Here is an 18,507-nt window from a genome sequence, read left to right on the forward strand (position 1 = left end):
CTTGCAGGCCCTAGTCAGCCTATGTGCAGATTTTGCGCATTTTGCCGGGCCCTACGCGGAAACGCCCGTGTTGGAGGCTTTGCCCCAGGAAACAATGACCGGTCGTTCCAGACCGTCCAGGGGCAAGATCCGGCAGTCGATGCCGAAGACGGAAGAGATGATCTCCTGCGTCAGAACCTCCGTCGTCGGCCCGTTAGCTGCAATCCGTCCCCGCTCGAACAGAACGACATGATCGGCATAGCGCATGGCCATGTTGAGATCGTGCAGGACGATGACGAAACTGCGGTTCTCGGAACGGCTCAGGCGCTTGACGAGATCCAGCAGTTCAAACGCATGGGCAATGTCCAGGTGGTTGGTCGGCTCATCCAGAAAGATGCGCGGAGCGTCCTGCGCCAGCGTCATGGCGACCCAGGCCCGTTGCAGCTGCCCGCCGGAGAGTTGCGCCAGCGCACGGTCTTTCAGCTCTGCCATTTCGGTGATGCCCAGCGCCCGGTCGCAGGCTGCCCTGTCGTCCGCCGACGGTCCACCGAACCGGCTGCGATGGGCGAACCGCCCCATCAGGACCAGATCCTCAACCGAAAGATCGGACGGAGCGTCCGGCGATTGCGACAACATGGCGACCTGGCGCGCCAGATCCTTCTGTGTCCAGTCGCCAAGCGCCCTGCCCGCAATTTCCACCCTGCCGTCATCCAGCCGGTGCAGTCCGCGCATCACTTTTAGGGCAGTCGACTTGCCACTGCCGTTCGGCCCGCAAAAGGCAATGATCCTGCCGTCGGGCAGATCGAGACTGACCTCGTTCAGCGCGGGAGCACCATCATAAGCGGCACTGACACGGTCGAGACTGGCCAGAATGTCAGGCATGGGATTGCCGTCCTTTTACAAGCAGATAGAGAAACAGCGGCGCACCGACGAGCGCGGTCAAGGCGCCCGCGGGCAGTTCCAGCGGCGGCGCAATGATCCGGGCCAGCGTGTCGGCTGCCAGCACCAGGAAACTCCCGGTCAGAGCCACGGAGACCAGATATCCGGACCGGAACTGACCGTGAAATATCCGCGCCACATGCGGTGCGACCAGACCAACGAATCCGATGGCTCCGACATGGGCTGTCGCGATCGCCGTCAGGAAAACCGCAATCGCCAGAAGGCACACCTGAGCCCTATCCAGCGACAGTCCGGTTACGGCAGCGCTCTGCGGATCCAGCACGAGCTGCCGAATGGTGAGACGCTGCAGCAGCAAAACGGGAACGACTGCCAGAAGTCCGAGGCCCACCGCCAGAACATCCTGCCAATGGGCCGCACCGACGGACCCCGTCAACCAGGTCAGGGCCTGACTTGCTCTGTAGACTGGCCCCAGAATAATCAACAGCGTGACCGCTGCCTTGGCGAGTGCGGCCAGGGCAATCCCGTACAGGATGATCTTCAACGGCTTGCTGCTGCCCTGATCAAGAGAAGCAAGCGCAATCACCAGGGCCCCAAAAACGGCCGCCCCGGCAATGGCAGCCAGAGGCTGCCAATGGATGGAAACGGTCAGATTGTTCGCCTGGTCGGAAAACAGCCACAGGAACAGCACCACACCGACCGCCGCACCGTCCGTGATGCCCAGAACCGACGGCGAGGCCATCGGATTGCGAACGACCCTCTGCAGCAAGGCCCCGGCAAGGGCAAGCGCGGCTCCCGCCAGTATGGCAAGGGCAACGCGGGGCAAGCGAAGGGTCCAGACGATCACCTCGTCCATGCGGCTGCCCTGCCCGGCAAGGGCTGCCACGACGCGTTCGGGCGGCATGAAGCTGGAGCCAATGCCAGTTGCCGCCAGCGTCAGCGCAAACACAAGCAACATGACCGGCAGCAGCCGAACCAGGGGAAAGACGCCTGCCGTCACGCCGCAAGCCCTTTCCGCCTGTGCAGCAGATGTATCAGCATCGGCACACCCACAAGCGCAAGAACGGCACTCATCGGCGCTTCACCCGGCGCAACGATGATACGGGCCAGAATATCGGCAAGAACTGCAATCAGCGCTCCGGTCAGAAGCGAGAGCACGATCAATTGCCGCGTCGATGGCAGAGCGCCATCGGTCAGGCGGCGTGCCAGCTGCGGGGCAACCAGCCCCAGAAACAGCACCGGCCCGGCCATGGCCACCGCACCTGCCGCCAGCAGAGCCGCAAGCCCGAGCGCGACAAGCCTGACCAAGCCGACGTTGACACCGACCGAGCGGGCGCTGGCATCATCCAGACGCAGAACGTCAAGCGGCGTTGCCAGAAGAAAACTACCCACCGCCCCGACAAGAAGCAGCGGCAACCCAAGTTGCAACAGACCGATTGGTCGGTCGGAAAAACTGCCTGACAGCCAGAACAAAAGCGTTTCAAGCGCGGTTTCATCGATCAGGAGCAAGGTCTGCGTGAAGGATGCCAGCAAAGCAGCGACAGTAAAGCCGGCCAGCAGTGTGGTTGCCGGATTGCCCGCCCCGCCGGTGGACGCGGAAATCGAAAACACCAGCGCTGTTGCTGCAAGTGCCCCCAGCACCGCCGCAATGCCGATACCGGCCAGGTTCGCCACGCCGAAAACCGTCACCCCCAGGATCACGAACAGCGCTGCGCCCGCATTGACGCCAAGCAGGCCGGGTTCGGCCAGCGGATTGCGGGTAACCGATTGCATCAAAAGGCCGGAAAGGCCGAGCGAAGCCCCGCAAACCACACCGATTGCCGTCCTTGGTAGACGCAAGGTGGTCACGATCAGCGCATCAGCGCCCTCGCCCCCCATAAGCGCGGCGAAGACCGTGTGAGGCGTATAAAACGTCAGACCGGCATGCAGGCTGAAGATGACAGCCGCGCACAGCGCCAGAAACAAGGCAATTGCCGTCCGCTTCATGCGCGCTCCTCTCTCCTCCGATTGACAAAACTTCGGCCCGTCCATACACGGATTTAATTCTGGAGGCAATTATTCAACTTTTCGAGGAAGTCTAATAAAGACCTGATCGCGCCTGCAGTGTGTCCTGCCCCCGGTTCGCGCTGCTCGCGGCAAGCCCAGCTCTTGCCCGCGATGTCACAGACAGCCATGGCAACCGGATCTTCTATTTCACCTATGACAATGGCGATGGCAAAGGCACGTCTCTTGAAGAACATGTGCTTGCCGACCCGTTGTGGCAGTCCCTTTCCGCTGTCGATGCCGGCAAGGTTCACCGGGTCAGCGATGCGATCTGGAACACGGCCGGCGGCATCCTGGCTGCAAAGCTGATGCTTCAGGACATTGCCGGCATTTACGCTCTCGATTGAGGCACGCCGCCGGCGTGTGACCGGGCATTCGACCTTTATTCGGCAGCCTGCTGGTGGGCGGCGAATTCGCCCATCAGCTTCATGAAGTCTTCCGGTGGCGGAAAGCCTTCGTAGCGGTGCCTTGCGGGCGTTTCGACCCAGGGCAACCTGTTGGCCGTCATGGTTTCCATGAAAGGTTCGGTCCAGCGAAGGTCGTCTAGCAGGATCGAGCGGACATTGACGATCTCGTCGTAGCCCGGAATGCGCGTGAACATCCAGGTCTTGCAGTCCGGGCAGAAATAATGATCCGCCTCTGGTCCCTGCAATCCGCCCTTCACCGGTGTTCCCTCTGTCACCTTGAAGGACGGTGCCGGCATGACCGCGGTCAGGGAATAGGCGCTGGAACTCATCTGCTGGCAGCCTCTGCAATGGCAGGCACAGGTGATCAGCGGCGGCGCCGAGACTTCAAAGCTCGTATGACCGCAACGGCATGTTCCCTTGAGTGAAAAAGTCTGTTGTGTCATCTCCCGCTCCATCTTGTTCGGTCGGCCGCCTGGCCGGCAGCCACCGCAACCTGTACGGCAACGGGCTCGTTTTCAAGAGCCTTTCAACCCGCTGCCCGGGCCTCGCCCGCACGCCTCATGGAACAGAAAAGGCAAGCCCCGGCTCAAGGCCGGGGCAAAATGTGGAGGTTATCTGATTTCGGCCAGCTCTCCTGTCAGACCTTTTCCAGAAGCGGTCGGAGGGATGCATGAATGTTCGGGCTTTCCTCCCGGATGAACCGCAGGAGAGCCTTCTCGTTTTCATGCAATACGCCGTCACGGCCGATGCGGTCCACTAGCCAGGCCGCTTCGTCTTCCGTCACCACCTCATTGGTGGCAATCTCCGCAAGCATATCGTTTCCACGGGCAGCAAATGGGTCCGGCTTGTCCTCATAGGCATCCCGGATGCCACCGATACCGCCGCTGAACATCTTCTTGAAAAACCCACCGAGGCCACCGTCAAATCCGCCCGGTTGCTCCAGCCAGTTTTCCCGTTCAAGCGCAATCTTGCGGGGTGGTGGCGTGAAGCCGGACATGGCCATTACGAAATTTGCCACCGCCTTGGCAAAGAGCTCCGACCAGGCAGGGGCGTTTTCCGCTTCCACCGTGGCATCGTTCAGATCGAACAGGACTTCGGCTTCGGCCTTGGAAATGGCAACACCCCGGCTGCCGGCGCTCGCGTAAAGCACACGGCGAAGCAGCTCCACCTCGGCATCGGCGATGACGCCCGGCTTCAGGTGCGTTCCCGAGCGCGTCGGGCCCTCGCCGGATATGACACTGTCCGCTACAGCCCTCAGGGCAAACTGCTCCAGTTTCTCCGGCACGTCGCGGGCTTTCTCCAGCACATGCAACACCGCGTCCAGTTCGGTTTTGCCGCAGATGTGGCCATCGGCCAGGATCTGGTCGATCAGCCAGGTGGCCTTGTCTTCGGAGACGTAGCCTTCAGGCTTTGCCTGATGCACCAGAATATCGAGGATCGCTTCGGGAAAGAGCTCAAACCAGGTGTCATGATAGGTGATGTTGGCGTTGTTCAGCCGGAACAGGGCCTCGCCCTCTTCCAGAGACACTGCCATGTCGCCATAAACGTAGCGGCGCACGTTGATGACATCGTCTTCGCTGAGATGTCCCGTTGCAATTCGGGCAGTCACGAAATCGTTCAATGTCGGTTTGGCCATGATGTTCCCTTTGAAAAACCGGAACGACTATTACCGACATTTCTTGAAGTTCTTCTAACCCAGAACGAAAAAGGGAGCCGTGAGGGACGGCTCCCTTCTCTGTTGCCGCCTGCGAGGTGGGCCGCTGGCGGTCAACTGCTCCGGCCGGGTTAAAGAGCCGGAGAACCAAATGACTTCAGTAAAGGATCAGCCCCGGCGGTTTTGACCCCAACCCTGACCTTGACCCTGACCCCGGCCTTCACCATGTCCCCGGCCATCCTTCCAGCCGTCACCTCGTCCCATGCCTCTGCCCTTGCCATGGCCGCCCTTTCGGCCACCTCGGAAGTCGGCCTTGGTGATCACGCCGTCGTTGTTGCGGTCAGCGCGCTCCAGCATGCGGTCCTGATGCTGCTTCTGTTCCTCGGCGGTGATTCCAAGGCTGCCATCGGCATCGGCACGCTGGAACATGTCGACGACACGGTTCTCGTTGATCGCGAGCCACAGCGGACCGAAGTCCTGAAGGGTGAAGGAACCGCTTTGATCCGTATCGGCCAGTGCGAACAACGCAGCGCGCCTGGTATCGAATTCCTCACGGCTCACCTTGCCGTCGGCATCGGTGTCGAACATGCCCAGGAACATGGCTCCCCGGCCGCCATGGCCGCCGCGTCCCATATGGTGCCCTCTTGGCCCCATTTGCGGGCCACCGCGCCTGCCCTGTTCGCCACGGCCACCCCACTCGGCACGTTCACCGCGCTTCCCCGGCTCACCGCGCTCTGCTCTTTCGCCGCGCGGACCGCGGTCGTCATCGTCGGCAGCAGGCCCACGCGGGCCACGGACACGTTCCACCGTGCCGTTGCCGTCACGGTCCAGCATGTTGAACATGCGGTTGGCCAGAATATCCGTTTCTTCCTGGGTCACCGAGCCATCGCCGTCACGGTCCATGAACTGGAACGCCCTGACCATGCGGTCGTTGGACCGGTTGAGAAATTCGGCCTTGAATTCCTCCAGGCTGATTTCGCCATTACCGTCTGTATCGGCGGATGCGAATTCCTGCGTCCGGATTTCCTCGATTTCCACCTTGGTAATGACACCGTCTTCATTGACGTCGAAACGTTCGAACAGACGCTCGGCGCGCTGCTGACCGCCGCGCATACCATGACCCCGACCGAAGCCGTGTCCGGGACCACCGCGCCCATCCATAAGGGCGACGCGCGGCCCGTCGTTCTGCCGAATTTGTTGCCCCCCGTCCTGGTTTGCAGTCGCGTTCTGGGCGGAAGCGGACAGGCCGGCCGTCAGCGCGGTTCCCGCGACGCTCGCGGCCAGGGCGGCAATTGCAATCTTCTTGAACGGTTTCATTCCAACAACTCCTTGGTACGTTGATGAGCTGAAGGTAGGCATCAATTGTCGCAGGAATACCGTGCGAATGGGCCGGAAGTGTCGCCATCTGTCCCGGACAGGCACTGCGACACACTTTGTTACAAGTTCCGGTCGCACAAGCGCGTTGCGGAGACTATTTTTACCGTAGAAACAGAAGGATCACAGCGCCCGGCCGGTTTGCACAAACACCTGGCCGGCCAGATTGGAGAGACCCTTGAGCGATCCGAGCCCGCATATCCTGGTGGTGGACGATCACCGCGACATCCGCGAAACGCTTGCCCGCTACCTGGTCAAGAACGGCCTGCGTGCGACCGTGGCGGAAAATGCCGCGCAGGCGCGCAAGACCCTGAAGGCGGCATCCATCGATCTTGTCGTACTGGATATCATGATGCCGGGCGAAGACGGGCTGTCCCTGTGCCGCCATCTGGTGGAGGCCGGCTCCATGCCCGTTATCCTTTTGACCGCGATGGCGGACGACACCGACCGGGTGATCGGGCTGGAAATCGGTGCCGACGACTACGTGACGAAACCCTTCAACCCCCGCGAATTGCTGGCACGCATTCGCGCGGTCCTGCGCCGCACCTCACTTGCACCGAAAGAGCGCGATCCGATCGAACACGACAGGCTGCATTTCGACGGTTGGTCGTTGAATGTCTCGCGGCGCGAACTGCTGGATCCCGAAGGCACATCCGTGGCCCTTTCCAGCGGCGAATTCCAGCTTCTGTGTGCTTTTCTCAAACGTCCGAAGATGGTGCTCAACCGGGACCAGCTCATGGATCTGACCACCGGCAGAACCCCCGCTGTTTTCGACAGATCCATCGACAACCAGGTGTCCCGTCTGCGTCGGAAGATCGAGATCGATCCGAAAGACCCCAAGCTGATCAAGACCGTCTGGGGTGGTGGCTACATGTTCACCGCCGACGTGAAAGATCCAGCTGAATGACGACGCCTCCAACGTCCCGTCCCATACTTGCCCGCCTGTGGCCGAGCACCCTTGCCTCGCAGCTCATCATCCTGCTGCTGGCTGCAATCATTGCGGCGCAGGCGTTCAGCATCTGGATCTTCCAGGACGAGCGGCGCATCGCGCTCGTGGCCGCGGCCCGCGACAACCTTCTGTCGCGCGCGGTCTCCCTCGCGGAGTTGATGGAAGACACGCCTGCAAATCTGCAGGACCGGATTCTGGTGGCAAGCAGCAGCCGTTTCGCGGTTTTCTGGCTCGGCGACACACCCCTTGCCCCCGCCCCCGGCAAATCGCGTTTCGAAAGACGCCTGCAGAACTACATGGCCGACCGGCTGGAACATGGCCAGGCCGTGCATCTCAACATCCTTGCCGACGAAAGACGCGGACCGCGCGGCCGTGAGGCGGAGGACGACGATCGGCCGAGATGGCGCGATGTGCCGCGGCACGAGCGCCCCTCGAACATGCGCAAGATCATGAACAAGCCGGAAGACCTGTCGCTGTCTATCCGGATGAGCGACGGACGCTGGCTGAATGTCGCCACCAGCTACCGCCCGCCTGCCGGGGCTTTTGTGCCCCTGATGGTGCAACTGTCGATAACGGCCCTGCTGATGGTGTTGATTATTGGCTTTGCTGTCCGCCGCGTAACGCGCCCCCTGAAAGAGCTGTCCGTTGCGGCCGAAAAATTCGGCCGTGGCGAGCAGCAGCCGCCATTGACGCCCAGTGGACCGCGCGAAGTCCGCTCCCTGACAAGCGCTTTCAACGACATGCAGGACCGCCTGACACGTTTTGTGAGGGACCGGACCCGGATGCTGGCAGCCATCAGCCACGACCTGAGAACCCCGATCACCTCTCTGCGCCTTCGGGCCGAATTCATCGAGGACGAGGAAAACCGGGACAAGATGATCGAAACCCTGGAAGAAATGGCTGCGATGACGGAAGCCGCGCTGCGTTTCGCCCGGGACGACGCCCAGGCTGAAACCGGCGAAAACGCAGATCTCGGCGCAATTCTGGAGGCGCTTGCGGGCGACCAGCAGGACCTTGGCCACCAGTGCAGCGTGGAAACGGAAGGCCGCATCGTGCTGCCGTGCCGTCCGGTGGCACTCAAACGGGCGCTGAGGAACCTGATCGAAAACGGCATCCGCTACGGTGACCGTGTTTCGGTTCATGCGGCCAGATCCGACGGTGAAGCGCTCATCCGCATCACGGACGATGGCCCGGGCATTCCCGAGGAAAAGTTGAAGGACGTCTTCGAACCGTTTGTCCGGCTTGAAGAATCCCGCAGCGAAGAAACCGGCGGCATCGGACTGGGGCTTGCGATCACCCGGTCGATCATCCATGCCCATGGCGGGCGGATCGACTTGAAGAACCGCCCGGAAGGCGGCCTCCAGGCCGAGGTCCGGTTGCCGCTTGGGGCCGGCAAATAGGCTGTTTCACAGCCCGCTTGGCACAAGCCGTCCCGAGATCAGCTGCGACAGCACGGAGGGAAAGGGCGGAATGCGGCTGAGCGGAAACAACACATTGTCGCGCACGACTGGCAGCAACCGGCTGTCGCTTTGATAGGCGGGCGTGAACACCGCGCTAAAGGCCTGATAGACCCCGACGTGCCAGCGTCTGGACTTGCCATAGGCAGGCAAGGCCTGCTCTAGCGGCAGAGTTTCCAACGCCTTTGCCAGGGCCGCCGCATCCAGAAGTGCCATATTGGCCCCCTGCCCGAGCTGCGGACTTGCACGGTGGGCGGAATCGCCGATGTAGGCAATCTTGTCTCCCCAGGGCTGGCGCAAGGTGCCATGGCCATACCGCGCCATCGTCATTTGCTCCGGGTCGGTGATCTGCTCCAGAAACGGACCGGCCTCGGGCCAGATCGATAGGGCCTCATCCTTCCAGGCTGAAAGCCCCCCTTTGAGCCAGTCTTCATAGGCTTCCTGGCGAAGAGACCAGAAGAACGCCGCCTTCCGCCGGCCCTGCGCCGGAATGAGCCCCACGGGCAACACCCCGATCATGCAGTCGGCCCGGCGATAGCGCTGGGAAAGGTGATCCTCCGGCAAACCACCGGGAACCCAGTCGACCGTTCCCCAGATCGCTCCGAACGCCAGGGGCCGGGCCTTGAGCGGCGACAGAACCGAATTGGCGCCGGACGCATCGATGACCAGGTCGAAGGGGTCGGAGAAGCTGCCGTCGTCAAAGCGGAGCTTGCCGTCTTCATGACCGGTTATGCGGCAGTCCGTGCGCCAGTAAAGCGCGCGCGTCAGCACTTTTTCATAAAGCGCGGAAAACAGCGCGGCCCTGTGAATGCCAAGCCCCGGCACGGCGCCATAGTCGACATCGAGAACGCGGCGTCCTGTCTGCGCCGACTTGCCGAGCACACGCTTCACCGGTGCTGCGTGTTTCAGAACCGCATCCGCGACACCTGCCATTTTCAACACCTCCAGCCCGACGGGCTGGAGCATCAGGCCTGACCCGATGGGAACAGGTTTGCGGAACTGTTCGAAGATGGAAATCCGGTGACCGAGACGCTCCAGAAGAATGGCTGCGGCCAGTCCTCCGATCCCGGCACCGACGATGGCTATGTTCATCCGGCAATCACTTCACGAAAACAAGGATCCTTTTTGACCCGAGTCTGTCCGCGAGTACAATATGCGCCGTGGCTTGCAGGCCCCGCATTACGCGGCGTCGGCTTCAAGGCAAAAACGACGGAGAGACCAAGGGAAAGCGCTGTATCAGCCTAATTGCTGGCAAAAATAAGGGGGCCATTGGCGGCAGCGCAAAAAACCTGCCGCGTTTTCCTCACCGCCGGGCCTGGATGCCGCCGGCATAGGTCGCCTCGTCAACCGGCTCAAGCCACTCTGCCGTTGCACCATCCAGCTCCTCCTGAATGGCCAGATGGACAAGCGACGTGTTCGGCCCTGCTCCATGCCAATGCTTGACGCCCGGCGGAATCCAGATGACATCGCCCGGCAGGATCGACAGTTTTTCCTGTCCCCACAGATGCACGAAGCCTGCCCCTTGCAGCACCTGAAGGGTCTGCCCCAGCGGATGGGTGTGCCAATGGGTGCGGGCGCCAGGTTCGAATGTCACCTGCAGAGCACGTACCCGCGCCGGCGCGGGTGCCTCGATCACCGGATCCTGCCAGACAGTTCCGGTAAAATAGTCCGGGCTTGCACGTCGTGACGGCCGGGATCCGGCCTCGAAAACGGTCAGGACACTCATGACACCTCCTCCCAAATCTCTGCCATCATATGTGCGGGCTCAGCCGTCCAGTTTCCTGCCGGCCGGATGCCCAAGTCACTTGGTGGCAGGTACTGGAGCCGAAACGTCGTGCCGTTTCACCGCACGCGGCCAGTTGATCAGAACAACCCCGAAAATGGCAAGGCATATTCCAGCAAAGGTTTCCAGAACCAGCGTCTCGGAAAGAAAAACCACGCCGAGGAAGACGCCAACACCGGAGCGCAGATAGGCCTGACTGGCTGTTCCCATCGCCCCGAGCGTGTTCAACAGGCGAAAGTAGATCAGGAAGGCCAGTGCCGTGCACACGATGGAGAGCATCAGAGCGGCGACAATACCCGTTAAATCCGGCGTCAGCTGCCACGGCCGATCGATGACGAGGCTCGCCGGTACAAGCACCACAGACGCGCAGATGAGCGTTCCGGCGGCCGTCACGATAGGCGGCACCCCGGCGAAAACCGGGCCACGCAGCGCGGCAATGCCATAGAGTGCAGCCCCGAACAGGACAACGAGTTGGGGCACAAGGTTCCTGCCGATATCCTCCAGCGCCCCGACACCGACGATCAGCACGATGCCGGCGAAACCGAACAAGGCGCCGGTCAGTTGCCGGGCGCCGGGCCTTTCGCCCTTGTTCACCAGCAGGAACGAAAAGACGAAGACCCAGAGCGGCGAAGTGGAATTCAGAACACTGGAGACCGCCGTTCCGGCATATTGCTGCCCCCAGGCCAGCATCAGCCAGGGGCCCGTGCTGTTGACCAGAGACTGGATGAAGAATTGCTTCCAGCTTCCTTTGTCCAGAGGCATGCGCATGCCTCTGGCGACCATGATGGCCAGAAGCACCAGCGCCGCAAGCGATACACGGATAGCAATCAGCGTCGCCGGAGGAAACGATGGCAGTGCCAGGCTGATCCACATGTAGGACGAGCCCCACAGCAGCGCGAGCACGCCCAAAAGCGCCAGTTCGATCGATCTGTTGTGCATGGCTGATTGCCTAGCCGTTCACGTCGCGGCTGTCGGCCGGAGCCTCGTCGCGCTCGTCCATGCCGTAGTCGCGCAGCACCTGCGCCACCCGCAACCGGTAGTCTTTGAAGTAGCTGTTGCGCCCGGCACGCTGTGCCTTGCGATGCTGGGTCAGTTGACGCCACTCGTTCAGCGCGGCCTCGTCCCGGAAAAAGGAGACCGACAGCAGCTTTTCCGGATTGGTGAGGCTCTGGAAGCGCTCGACGGACAGGAACCCGTCGATCTGTTCGACCAGGGGCTTCATCTCGGCGGCCATATCCAGATAGGCCTGTTTCTTGTCCGCATGCGGGATCACTTCGAAGATGACGGCAATCATTTGAGTTTCTCTCCCAAGGCATGCGGTGCGGAGGCCAGTTTCAAAAACGTTCGGTCTTCCCGCAAGATGAATTTTTCCTTCATGGCGAATGCATAGTTTTCCTGCCCCAGCGGGTCTTCGGCGAGCCGTGCACGGTAAGCTTCATATTCGACAAGATTTTCGATGGAATAGACGCCATACGCGAGCGTCGTTGACCCTTCATGGGGGGCGAAATAACCGATCAGGTCCGCACCGCAACGCGGGATCGCCTGCCCCCAGTTCCGGGCATATTGCTCAAAGGCTGCTTTTTTCGTCGGGTCGATGTGATAGCGGATGAAACAGGTAATCATCGAACTCTCCTTCAGGGCTGTGTCGATGGCCCTTGTGTGACACGGCCCATGTCTGCAATGCTTCGACGCAGATCGAACCATGGAGATAAGCCAATGAAGGATGGACCGGACATTGCGCGCATCGGCGCCTTGATGGGCGATCCGGCCCGCGCCAACATCCTGAGCGCGCTTCTGAGCGGCAAGGCTTTGACGGCGACGGAACTGGCAGCGGAAGCCGGCATCACCGGCCAGACGGCAAGCTCCCACCTGAAGAAGCTGATGGAAGGCGGCCTGTTGACCCAGGCCAAACAGGGCCGCCATCGCTATTTCACCCTCGCCGGTCCGGAAGTTGGCACCGTTCTGGAGGCCGTGATGGGCCTTGCCGCCCGCAAGGGTCACCTGCGCACCCGCACCGGCCCCAAGGATCCGCAGATGCGTGCCGCCCGCGTGTGCTACGACCATCTGGCCGGTGATATGGCGGTGCGCATCTTCGACAGCATGCAGAAGCGCGGATTTCTCACTGTCTCTTCGGACACTGGCGGCCTTGCCCTGACCGCAGACGGAACCGGTTTCGTCTCGAGTATCGGCATCGACCTGGATGCCCTCACCGCAAGCCGCCGCCCGCTGTGCCGCGCATGCCTGGACTGGAGCGAACGGCGCAACCACCTCGCCGGAGGTCTGGGCGCAGCGCTTCTCACCCGCTTCACCGACAGTGGCTGGCTGCGCCGGGAACCCTCCGGTCGGATCGTGCATGTTTCGCCCAAAGGCGAGGCTGAGCTGAAGAAGCTGTTTCAGGTTTAGGGAGCGGCTACGGGCAACTCAAGAAACTCAGGCAGAGGGTGGTGCCTTCTGACAGACATAGTTCGACCGTCACCGAAGCAATCACCTCCATTCGCTCCCTAAGATCGCCGTGAACGTTCATGGAGACTGCAATGGATCAGCTTTCGACCTATCTACCCGGTATTCTGTTCGCCTATTCAGCCTTTCTGCTGGGGATACTCAGCCCGGGCCCGAATGTTCTCGCGGTAATGGGAACGTCGATGAGTGTTGGGCGGACTTCCGGACTGGCACTGGCTTTCGGTGTAGCCTTCGGATCGCTGACCTGGGCAACACTCACGGTGCTCGGGCTATCAGCGCTGCTTGCCGCCTATGCGTCGGCACTGACCGCAATCAAGATCGCTGGCGGTTTCTATCTGCTGTGGCTTGCCCTCACGTCGTTCCGGGCAGCCCGCTCCCCTCAGGATACGAGTGCTCGGGAACTTGCCGGACGCAGGCGCTCGCCATTGGGCTACATGGTCCGCGGCTACACTATTCAGATGACCAACCCGAAGGCTGCACTTGCCTGGATCGCCATAATATCGCTCGGCCTGCAGCCAGGGGCACCGGGATGGGTTGCCACGGTCATCGTCCTGGGCACCTTTGTTCTTTCTGCCGCCATCCATATGCTCTACGCGCTCGCGTTCTCCACTCCGCTCATGGTGAAGATCTATGGCAAGTCGCGACGCGGCATCCAGGCCCTCCTCGGCTGCGTCTTTGGCTTTGTCGGCATGAAGTTGCTCCTCAGCCGCAGTTGATCCCCCGGCAACAAAACAAAAAGCCCGGCCAAGGCCGGGCTTTTTTAGTATGTGGCAGACGTCAGGGGCTACGAGACGTCCGGTGATCTTGTTCTTCTTCTTGGGGCCAAATTCGGGGTGCGGCCCAGCTCAAAGAGACCGTATGGTCTCCTGAACCTTCGGCAGCGCTTCGCGCCAGGAGCGGTAAAGCCGCGACGGCAACCACGCAAGGCGGTCCCGGTTGTAGTCTTGGCGATGCTGAACCAGCATTATTTTAGCAATTTGCACATTCATGTTTTTCTCCTTTGGTGCGCGCAGAACCTTGATCGGCACTCACCTGATAGAGCTTATGTTAGCGCACTACGTGCACATTACAAGGGTGCACACTGTGCATATTTTCAAAAATTTATTTTATTTCTCTTACGTCACTTAATTCGCAGCAGAAAATAAATAGCCTCCCGCGTGTGACACGCGGGAGGCTATCGTTTTCAAACCGGAAACGAACTCTGATATTACTCGGCGGCGACCATCCGGGCCGGGTCGTAATTGAGAATCGGAGCCAGCCAGCGTTCCGCATAGGCCAGATCCCAACCTTTGCGTGCAGCGTAATCCTCCACCTGGTCCTTTTCGATCTTGCCGACACCGAAATAGTGGCTGTCCGCATGGCCGAAGTAGAGCCCGGAAACGGAAGATCCCGGCAGCATCGCCCGGCTCTCGGTCAGCTGAATGCCGGTCAGGCGTTCGGCGTCGAGCAGCTGGAACAGCGTATCCTTCTCGGTATGGTCCGGCTGGGCCGGATAGCCCGGAGCCGGACGGATGCCCTGGTATTTCTCCGCGATGACGTCCTCGTTGGAGAGGTTTTCATCAGCCGCATAGCCCCAGAGGTCCATCCGCACGATCTGGTGCAGCTTCTCGGCAAAGGCTTCGGCCAGACGGTCCGCCAGAGCCTGGGAGAGGATCTTGTTGTAGTCATCCGACTCCCTGGCGTATCGCGCCGCCAACTCGTCCTCGCCATGACCGGCTGTCACCGCAAAACCGCCGATCCAGTCGGCGATACCGCTGTCCTGGGGCGCAACGAAATCGCTGAGGGCGATGTTGGCGCGGCCACCCGCAGTCCTCGTCATCTGCTGGCGCAGCGTGTGGAAGGTCGCCAGCGTCTCGCTGCGGCTTTCGTCGGTGAAGACCCGCACATCGTCGCCAACCGCATTGGCTGGCCACAGGCTCGCGACACCGCGTGCCGTCAGCAGCTTCTTCTCCACGATTTCGTCAAGCATCCGCCGAGCGTCGTCGAAAAGCGCCTTGGCTGCCGGGCCATAGCGATTGTCGGTCAGCACCGCCGGGTACCGGCCCTTGATCTCCCAGGTGGAGAAGAACGGTGTCCAGTCGATGAGCGGAACCAGCTCTTCCAGCGGGAACGCGTCGAAGACAGTCGTCCCCGGCTTATTCGGCGCAACCGGCTGCTTGCCCGTGAAGTCCACCTTGAAGGCATTGTCCCGCGCAACCTTCAGCGACGTACGCTTTTGCGCACCCCGCCCGGCCGCATGTTTTTCAGCAATGTCGGCATATTCGGCACGTACATCAGCAAAATACGGCGCACGGCCGCCTTCGCTCATCAGCTTGGAAGCGACGCCGACAGCCCGGCCCGCATCGGTGACATAGATCGCCTGGCCGCGAGCATAGTTCGGGTGGATCTTCACCGCGGTATGGATCTTGGACGTCGTCGCCCCGCCGATCAGAAGCGGCACATCGAGTCCCTCCCGTTCCAGCTCGGCGGCAACATGGCACATTTCATCCAGCGACGGCGTGATCAGCCCGGAAAGCCCGATCATGTCGACCTTTTCCTGACGCGCGGTATCGAGGATCTTCGCTGTCGGCACCATGACGCCAAGATCGATCACCTCGAAGTTGTTGCACTGGAGCACGACGCCGACGATGTTCTTGCCGATGTCATGCACATCGCCCTTGACCGTCGCCATCAGGATCTTGCCGGCGGAAGACTGTCCGGTCTGGCCGAGCTCTTCCTTTTCCTTCTCCATGAAAGGCATCAGATAGGCGACCGCCTTCTTCATGACGCGGGCGGACTTGACCACCTGCGGCAGGAACATCTGCCCCGATCCGAACAGATCGCCGACGACATTCATGCCGTCCATCAGCGGGCCTTCGATCACATGCAAGGGCCGGTCGAAAGCCTGGCGGGCTTCCTCGGTGTCTTCTTCCACGTAATCGGCAATGCCGTGAACGAGCGCGTGTTCCAGGCGCTTGGCAACACCCCACGTGCGCCAGGTGAGATCGGCTTCCCTCTTCTTGCCGCCCTCGCCTTTCCAGCGCTCGGCCGCTTCCAGCATCCTGTCGGTGCTGTCCTGCCGCCGGTTGAGGACAACGTCCTCACAAAGCTCGCGCAGCTCGGTTTCCAGATCATTGTAGACCGCAAGCTGACCGGCGTTGACGATGCCCATGTCCATGCCGCGCTTGATCGCGTGGTAGAGGAACACAGAGTGCATCGCCTCACGCACGGCTTCATTGCCGCGGAACGAGAACGAGAGGTTCGACACGCCGCCCGACACATGGGCATGCGGCAGGTTCTCACGGATCCAGCCGGTCGCTTCGATGAAATCGACACCGTAATTGTTATGTTCCTCGATGCCGGTCGCAACCGCGAAGATGTTCGGGTCGAAAATGATGTCTTCCGGCGGGAAGCCAACCTTTTCGGTCAGGATCTTGTAGGACCGCGCACAGATCTCGGTCTTGCGCTCGAAAGTGTCCGCCTGTCCCTTCTCGTCGAAGGCCATGACGACAACGGCGGCGCCATAGCGGCGGACTTTCTTCGCCTGCTCGATAAAGGCTTCTTCACCTTCCTTCATCGAGATGGAGTTCACGACACCCTTGCCCTGAATGCACTTGAGACCCGCTTCGATCACCGTCCACTTGGAACTGTCGATCATGATCGGCACTTTGGCGATATCCGGCTCGGCAGCCACCAGGTTCAGGAACGTGACCATGGCTTCCTCGGAATCGAGCAGGCCTTCGTCCATGTTGATGTCGATGATCTGCGCACCGTTTTCCACCTGCTGGCGGGCAACGTCGAGCGCGGTGGCATAATCGCCTTCCTTGATCAGCTTGCGGAACCTGGCCGAGCCGGTCACGTTGGTCCGTTCGCCGACGTTGACGAAGTTTGTCTCCTTCGTCACGACGAAGGGCTCCAGGCCGGATAGACGCATGTGAACGTCGATTTCCGGAATCTCGCGCGGCTTCTTGTCCGCAACAGCCTCGGCAATCGCCTTGATGTGCGCAGGCGTCGTACCGCAGCAGCCGCCGACCACGTTGACGAGACCGGCGGAGGCGAATTCCTCGATCAGGCCGGCCATGTGTTCCGGGCTCTCGTCGTATTCGCCGAATTCGTTCGGCAGGCCCGCGTTCGGGTAGGCGCACACAAGCGTGTCGGCAACACGGCCGAGTTCATCCACGTGAGCCCGCATTTCCTTCGCGCCAAGTGCGCAGTTGAGGCCGATCGTCAGCGGGTTCGTATGCCGAACGGAGTTCCAGAAGGCTTCCGGTGTCTGTCCGGACAGGGTGCGGCCCGAAAGATCGGTGATCGTGCCGGAAATCATCACCGGCAACATCTTGCCGGTTTCCTCGAAGACTTCTTCAATGGCAAACAGCGCCGCCTTTGCATTGAGCGTGTCGAAGATGGTTTCGACCAGGATGATATCCGCACCGCCCGCAATGAGCCCGCGTGTGGCTTCGGCATAGGCGATACGAAGATCATCAAAGGAAACAGCGCGGTAGCCCGGATTGTTCACATCCGGCGAGATCGATGCCGTCCGGTTGGTCGGGCCGAGGGCTCCGGCCACGAAACGCGGCCGGGAAGGCTCCTGCGCCATGACCTTGTCGCAAGCTTCGCGCGCGAGTTTCGCGCTTTCGAAATTCAGCTCATAAGCCAGCTCTTCCATGCCGTAATCGGCCTGGGCAATCGTTGTCGAGGAAAAGGTGTTGGTCTCGACGATGTCGGCACCGGCCTCCAGATAGTCGACATGGATCTTCCGGATCGCATCCGGCTGGGTGAGGCTCAGAAGATCGTTGTTGCCCTTGATGTCGCTCGGCCAGTCCTTGAAACGGTCGCCGCGATAGGCCGCTTCGTCCAGTTTCAGAAGCTGGATTTCCGTGCCCATGGCACCGTCAAGGACGAGAATACGGGTCTTGGCGAGGTCACGGAGGCGCTCGAAGGCGTCTGACTTGATCACGGGGTTTCCTTCCGGAAATGTCTGTTGGTTTGGCCGGCTCAGGCCGGCGCGATTTTGAATTGGCAACCGGACAGCGCGTCAGCTGTTCCGGTCGGTTTCGTTGTAGGAGGCGTCCCAGAACTTGGTGCGGCTGTGAACGTCGTCTTCCGTCGGATGCCAGTCGTCGCCGCGGGCCTGATAGACGGCCAGCAGCCCCAGAATTTCGAGGGCCGAATGGCCGTGGAACTCATGGTCCTTGTCGCTGGCGACGATCAGCCGGTTTTTGTCCGCGCCCATGTCGACGACACGAAGCTCGAAGCCCTTTTCACGCAGCACCGCAAAAGCGGTCGTTTCAATGGCATCGGCAGTGCTTAACTTGATCATCTCGCTCCGCTTCCCGCTTTGTTTCCGCTGTTCCTGCTCCAGGGACAGAGAGGACCTTCAGCTTCGTCAACTCCCCCCCATCCCGAACCCTTCCCCACACGGGAGAAGGAAAGTCTGGAGTTCCTTGCCCCTGGCGCCGGTTTCACATTGCGCTCTTTACGACGCAAAAGCCCGGCACTTGCCCTCTTCCATCGCCACTGATGCA

Annotated in this window: 19 protein-coding genes; 5 read left to right on the plus strand and 14 right to left on the minus strand. The window is 61.1% G+C overall.

What is annotated here, in order from left to right; genetic code table 11:
* Positions 1-51: 51 nt before the first annotated feature.
* Genes AC2A6O_RS12425 through AC2A6O_RS12435 form a run of 3 tightly spaced genes read right to left on the minus strand, consistent with a single transcriptional unit; the run spans position 52 to position 2,862 of the window.
* A complete protein-coding gene (locus AC2A6O_RS12425; RefSeq protein WP_148586407.1) occupies positions 52-861 on the minus strand; it encodes an ABC transporter ATP-binding protein in 810 nt (269 codons plus the stop codon).
* Positions 854-1,876 carry a FecCD family ABC transporter permease gene (locus AC2A6O_RS12430; protein WP_498927385.1) on the minus strand — a complete coding sequence of 341 codons (1,023 nt, stop codon included), beginning with the start codon at positions 1,874-1,876 and terminating at the stop codon, positions 854-856. Before AC2A6O_RS12430 ends, AC2A6O_RS12425 begins: the two co-directional genes overlap by 8 nt.
* Positions 1,873-2,862, minus strand: coding sequence for a FecCD family ABC transporter permease (locus AC2A6O_RS12435; RefSeq protein WP_498927387.1), 990 nt, complete (start codon positions 2,860-2,862; stop codon positions 1,873-1,875). The genes AC2A6O_RS12430 and AC2A6O_RS12435 overlap by 4 nt, the downstream gene beginning before the upstream one ends.
* A gap of 119 nt (positions 2,863-2,981) precedes the next feature.
* On the opposite strand from AC2A6O_RS12435, the gene AC2A6O_RS12440 reads away from it, so the two are divergent.
* Complete coding sequence (locus AC2A6O_RS12440) at positions 2,982-3,266, plus strand: hypothetical protein (protein ID WP_498927389.1); 285 nt, start codon at positions 2,982-2,984, stop codon at positions 3,264-3,266.
* Positions 3,267-3,301: 35 nt separating this feature from the next.
* Here AC2A6O_RS12440 and AC2A6O_RS12445 read toward each other — a convergent pair whose 3' ends face one another.
* From AC2A6O_RS12445 to AC2A6O_RS12455, 3 genes are all read right to left on the minus strand, one after another.
* On the minus strand, positions 3,302-3,769 hold the full coding sequence (locus AC2A6O_RS12445) for a GFA family protein (RefSeq protein WP_148586403.1): 468 nt from the start codon (positions 3,767-3,769) through the stop codon (positions 3,302-3,304).
* 194 nt (positions 3,770-3,963) lie between these two features.
* Positions 3,964-4,962 carry a hypothetical protein gene (locus AC2A6O_RS12450; RefSeq protein WP_498927391.1) on the minus strand — a complete coding sequence of 333 codons (999 nt, stop codon included), beginning with the start codon at positions 4,960-4,962 and terminating at the stop codon, positions 3,964-3,966.
* Positions 4,963-5,148: 186 nt separating this feature from the next.
* On the minus strand, positions 5,149-6,297 hold the full coding sequence (locus tag AC2A6O_RS12455) for an EF-hand domain-containing protein (RefSeq protein WP_498927393.1): 1,149 nt from the start codon (positions 6,295-6,297) through the stop codon (positions 5,149-5,151).
* 235 nt (positions 6,298-6,532) lie between these two features.
* On the opposite strand from AC2A6O_RS12455, the gene AC2A6O_RS12460 reads away from it, so the two are divergent.
* Positions 6,533-7,261, plus strand: coding sequence for a response regulator (locus AC2A6O_RS12460; RefSeq protein WP_498927395.1), 729 nt, complete (start codon positions 6,533-6,535; stop codon positions 7,259-7,261).
* Complete coding sequence (locus AC2A6O_RS12465; RefSeq protein WP_498927397.1) at positions 7,258-8,703, plus strand: ATP-binding protein; 1,446 nt, start codon at positions 7,258-7,260, stop codon at positions 8,701-8,703. Before AC2A6O_RS12460 ends, AC2A6O_RS12465 begins: the two co-directional genes overlap by 4 nt.
* Before the next feature lie 6 nt (positions 8,704-8,709).
* Here the strand turns inward: AC2A6O_RS12465 and AC2A6O_RS12470 are convergent, their stop codons facing one another.
* From AC2A6O_RS12470 to AC2A6O_RS12490, 5 genes are all read right to left on the minus strand, one after another.
* On the minus strand, positions 8,710-9,852 hold the full coding sequence (locus AC2A6O_RS12470; protein ID WP_498927399.1) for an FAD-dependent oxidoreductase: 1,143 nt from the start codon (positions 9,850-9,852) through the stop codon (positions 8,710-8,712).
* A 211-nt stretch (positions 9,853-10,063) separates the two neighbouring features.
* Positions 10,064-10,486: a (R)-mandelonitrile lyase gene (locus AC2A6O_RS12475; protein ID WP_148586397.1), complete on the minus strand. Its 423-nt coding sequence runs from the start codon at positions 10,484-10,486 to the stop codon at positions 10,064-10,066.
* A gap of 75 nt (positions 10,487-10,561) precedes the next feature.
* Entirely contained in the window at positions 10,562-11,482 is a 921-nt protein-coding gene (locus AC2A6O_RS12480) for a DMT family transporter (RefSeq protein ID WP_498927401.1), read from the minus strand.
* A 10-nt stretch (positions 11,483-11,492) separates the two neighbouring features.
* Positions 11,493-11,837: an antibiotic biosynthesis monooxygenase family protein gene (locus AC2A6O_RS12485; protein WP_023000915.1), complete on the minus strand. Its 345-nt coding sequence runs from the start codon at positions 11,835-11,837 to the stop codon at positions 11,493-11,495.
* On the minus strand, positions 11,834-12,166 hold the full coding sequence (locus AC2A6O_RS12490) for an NIPSNAP family protein (protein ID WP_498927404.1): 333 nt from the start codon (positions 12,164-12,166) through the stop codon (positions 11,834-11,836). The genes AC2A6O_RS12485 and AC2A6O_RS12490 overlap by 4 nt, the downstream gene beginning before the upstream one ends.
* A gap of 93 nt (positions 12,167-12,259) precedes the next feature.
* Here AC2A6O_RS12490 and AC2A6O_RS12495 point away from each other — a divergent pair, with 93 nt between their 5' ends.
* Positions 12,260-12,946 (plus strand): ArsR/SmtB family transcription factor, encoded by a 687-nt coding sequence (locus AC2A6O_RS12495; RefSeq protein ID WP_498927406.1) that lies wholly within the window; start codon positions 12,260-12,262, stop codon positions 12,944-12,946.
* Positions 12,947-13,077: 131 nt separating this feature from the next.
* Complete coding sequence (locus AC2A6O_RS12500) at positions 13,078-13,719, plus strand: LysE family translocator (protein ID WP_498927408.1); 642 nt, start codon at positions 13,078-13,080, stop codon at positions 13,717-13,719.
* Between the two features lie 129 nt (positions 13,720-13,848).
* Here the strand turns inward: AC2A6O_RS12500 and AC2A6O_RS12505 are convergent, their stop codons facing one another.
* From AC2A6O_RS12505 to AC2A6O_RS12515, 3 genes are all read right to left on the minus strand, one after another.
* The gene (locus AC2A6O_RS12505) at positions 13,849-13,992 is read right to left on the minus strand and encodes a hypothetical protein (protein ID WP_153297108.1); all 144 of its coding nucleotides are present in this window, start codon (positions 13,990-13,992) and stop codon (positions 13,849-13,851) included.
* 218 nt (positions 13,993-14,210) lie between these two features.
* The gene (metH, locus tag AC2A6O_RS12510; protein ID WP_498927410.1) at positions 14,211-17,939 is read right to left on the minus strand and encodes a methionine synthase; all 3,729 of its coding nucleotides are present in this window, start codon (positions 17,937-17,939) and stop codon (positions 14,211-14,213) included.
* A 78-nt stretch (positions 17,940-18,017) separates the two neighbouring features.
* Positions 18,018-18,302 (minus strand): hypothetical protein, encoded by a 285-nt coding sequence (locus AC2A6O_RS12515; RefSeq protein WP_498927412.1) that lies wholly within the window; start codon positions 18,300-18,302, stop codon positions 18,018-18,020.
* Positions 18,303-18,507 lie beyond the last annotated feature (205 nt).

The sequence above is a fragment of the Labrenzia sp. ATLA3 genome (assembly GCF_057180185.1).

Excerpts from the sequence above, each read along its gene's own strand:
- AC2A6O_RS12485 (WP_023000915.1), bottom strand. The coding sequence starts at position 11,837 with ATGATTGCCGTCATCTTCGAAGTGATCCCGCATGCGGACAAGAAACAG.
- AC2A6O_RS12490 (WP_498927404.1), bottom strand. The coding sequence starts at position 12,166 with ATGATTACCTGTTTCATCCGCTATCACATCGACCCGACGAAAAAAGCA.
- AC2A6O_RS12435 (WP_498927387.1), bottom strand. The coding sequence starts at position 2,862 with ATGAAGCGGACGGCAATTGCCTTGTTTCTGGCGCTGTGCGCGGCTGTC.
- AC2A6O_RS12480 (WP_498927401.1), bottom strand. The coding sequence starts at position 11,482 with ATGCACAACAGATCGATCGAACTGGCGCTTTTGGGCGTGCTCGCGCTG.
- AC2A6O_RS12475 (WP_148586397.1), bottom strand. The coding sequence starts at position 10,486 with ATGAGTGTCCTGACCGTTTTCGAGGCCGGATCCCGGCCGTCACGACGT.
- AC2A6O_RS12455 (WP_498927393.1), bottom strand. The coding sequence starts at position 6,297 with ATGAAACCGTTCAAGAAGATTGCAATTGCCGCCCTGGCCGCGAGCGTC.
- AC2A6O_RS12495 (WP_498927406.1), top strand. The coding sequence starts at position 12,260 with ATGAAGGATGGACCGGACATTGCGCGCATCGGCGCCTTGATGGGCGAT.
- AC2A6O_RS12500 (WP_498927408.1), top strand. The coding sequence starts at position 13,078 with ATGGATCAGCTTTCGACCTATCTACCCGGTATTCTGTTCGCCTATTCA.
- AC2A6O_RS12505 (WP_153297108.1), bottom strand. The coding sequence starts at position 13,992 with ATGAATGTGCAAATTGCTAAAATAATGCTGGTTCAGCATCGCCAAGAC.
- AC2A6O_RS12445 (WP_148586403.1), bottom strand. The coding sequence starts at position 3,769 with ATGACACAACAGACTTTTTCACTCAAGGGAACATGCCGTTGCGGTCAT.
- AC2A6O_RS12465 (WP_498927397.1), top strand. The coding sequence starts at position 7,258 with ATGACGACGCCTCCAACGTCCCGTCCCATACTTGCCCGCCTGTGGCCG.
- AC2A6O_RS12515 (WP_498927412.1), bottom strand. The coding sequence starts at position 18,302 with ATGATCAAGTTAAGCACTGCCGATGCCATTGAAACGACCGCTTTTGCG.
- AC2A6O_RS12450 (WP_498927391.1), bottom strand. The coding sequence starts at position 4,962 with ATGGCCAAACCGACATTGAACGATTTCGTGACTGCCCGAATTGCAACG.
- AC2A6O_RS12425 (WP_148586407.1), bottom strand. The coding sequence starts at position 861 with ATGCCTGACATTCTGGCCAGTCTCGACCGTGTCAGTGCCGCTTATGAT.
- AC2A6O_RS12470 (WP_498927399.1), bottom strand. The coding sequence starts at position 9,852 with ATGAACATAGCCATCGTCGGTGCCGGGATCGGAGGACTGGCCGCAGCC.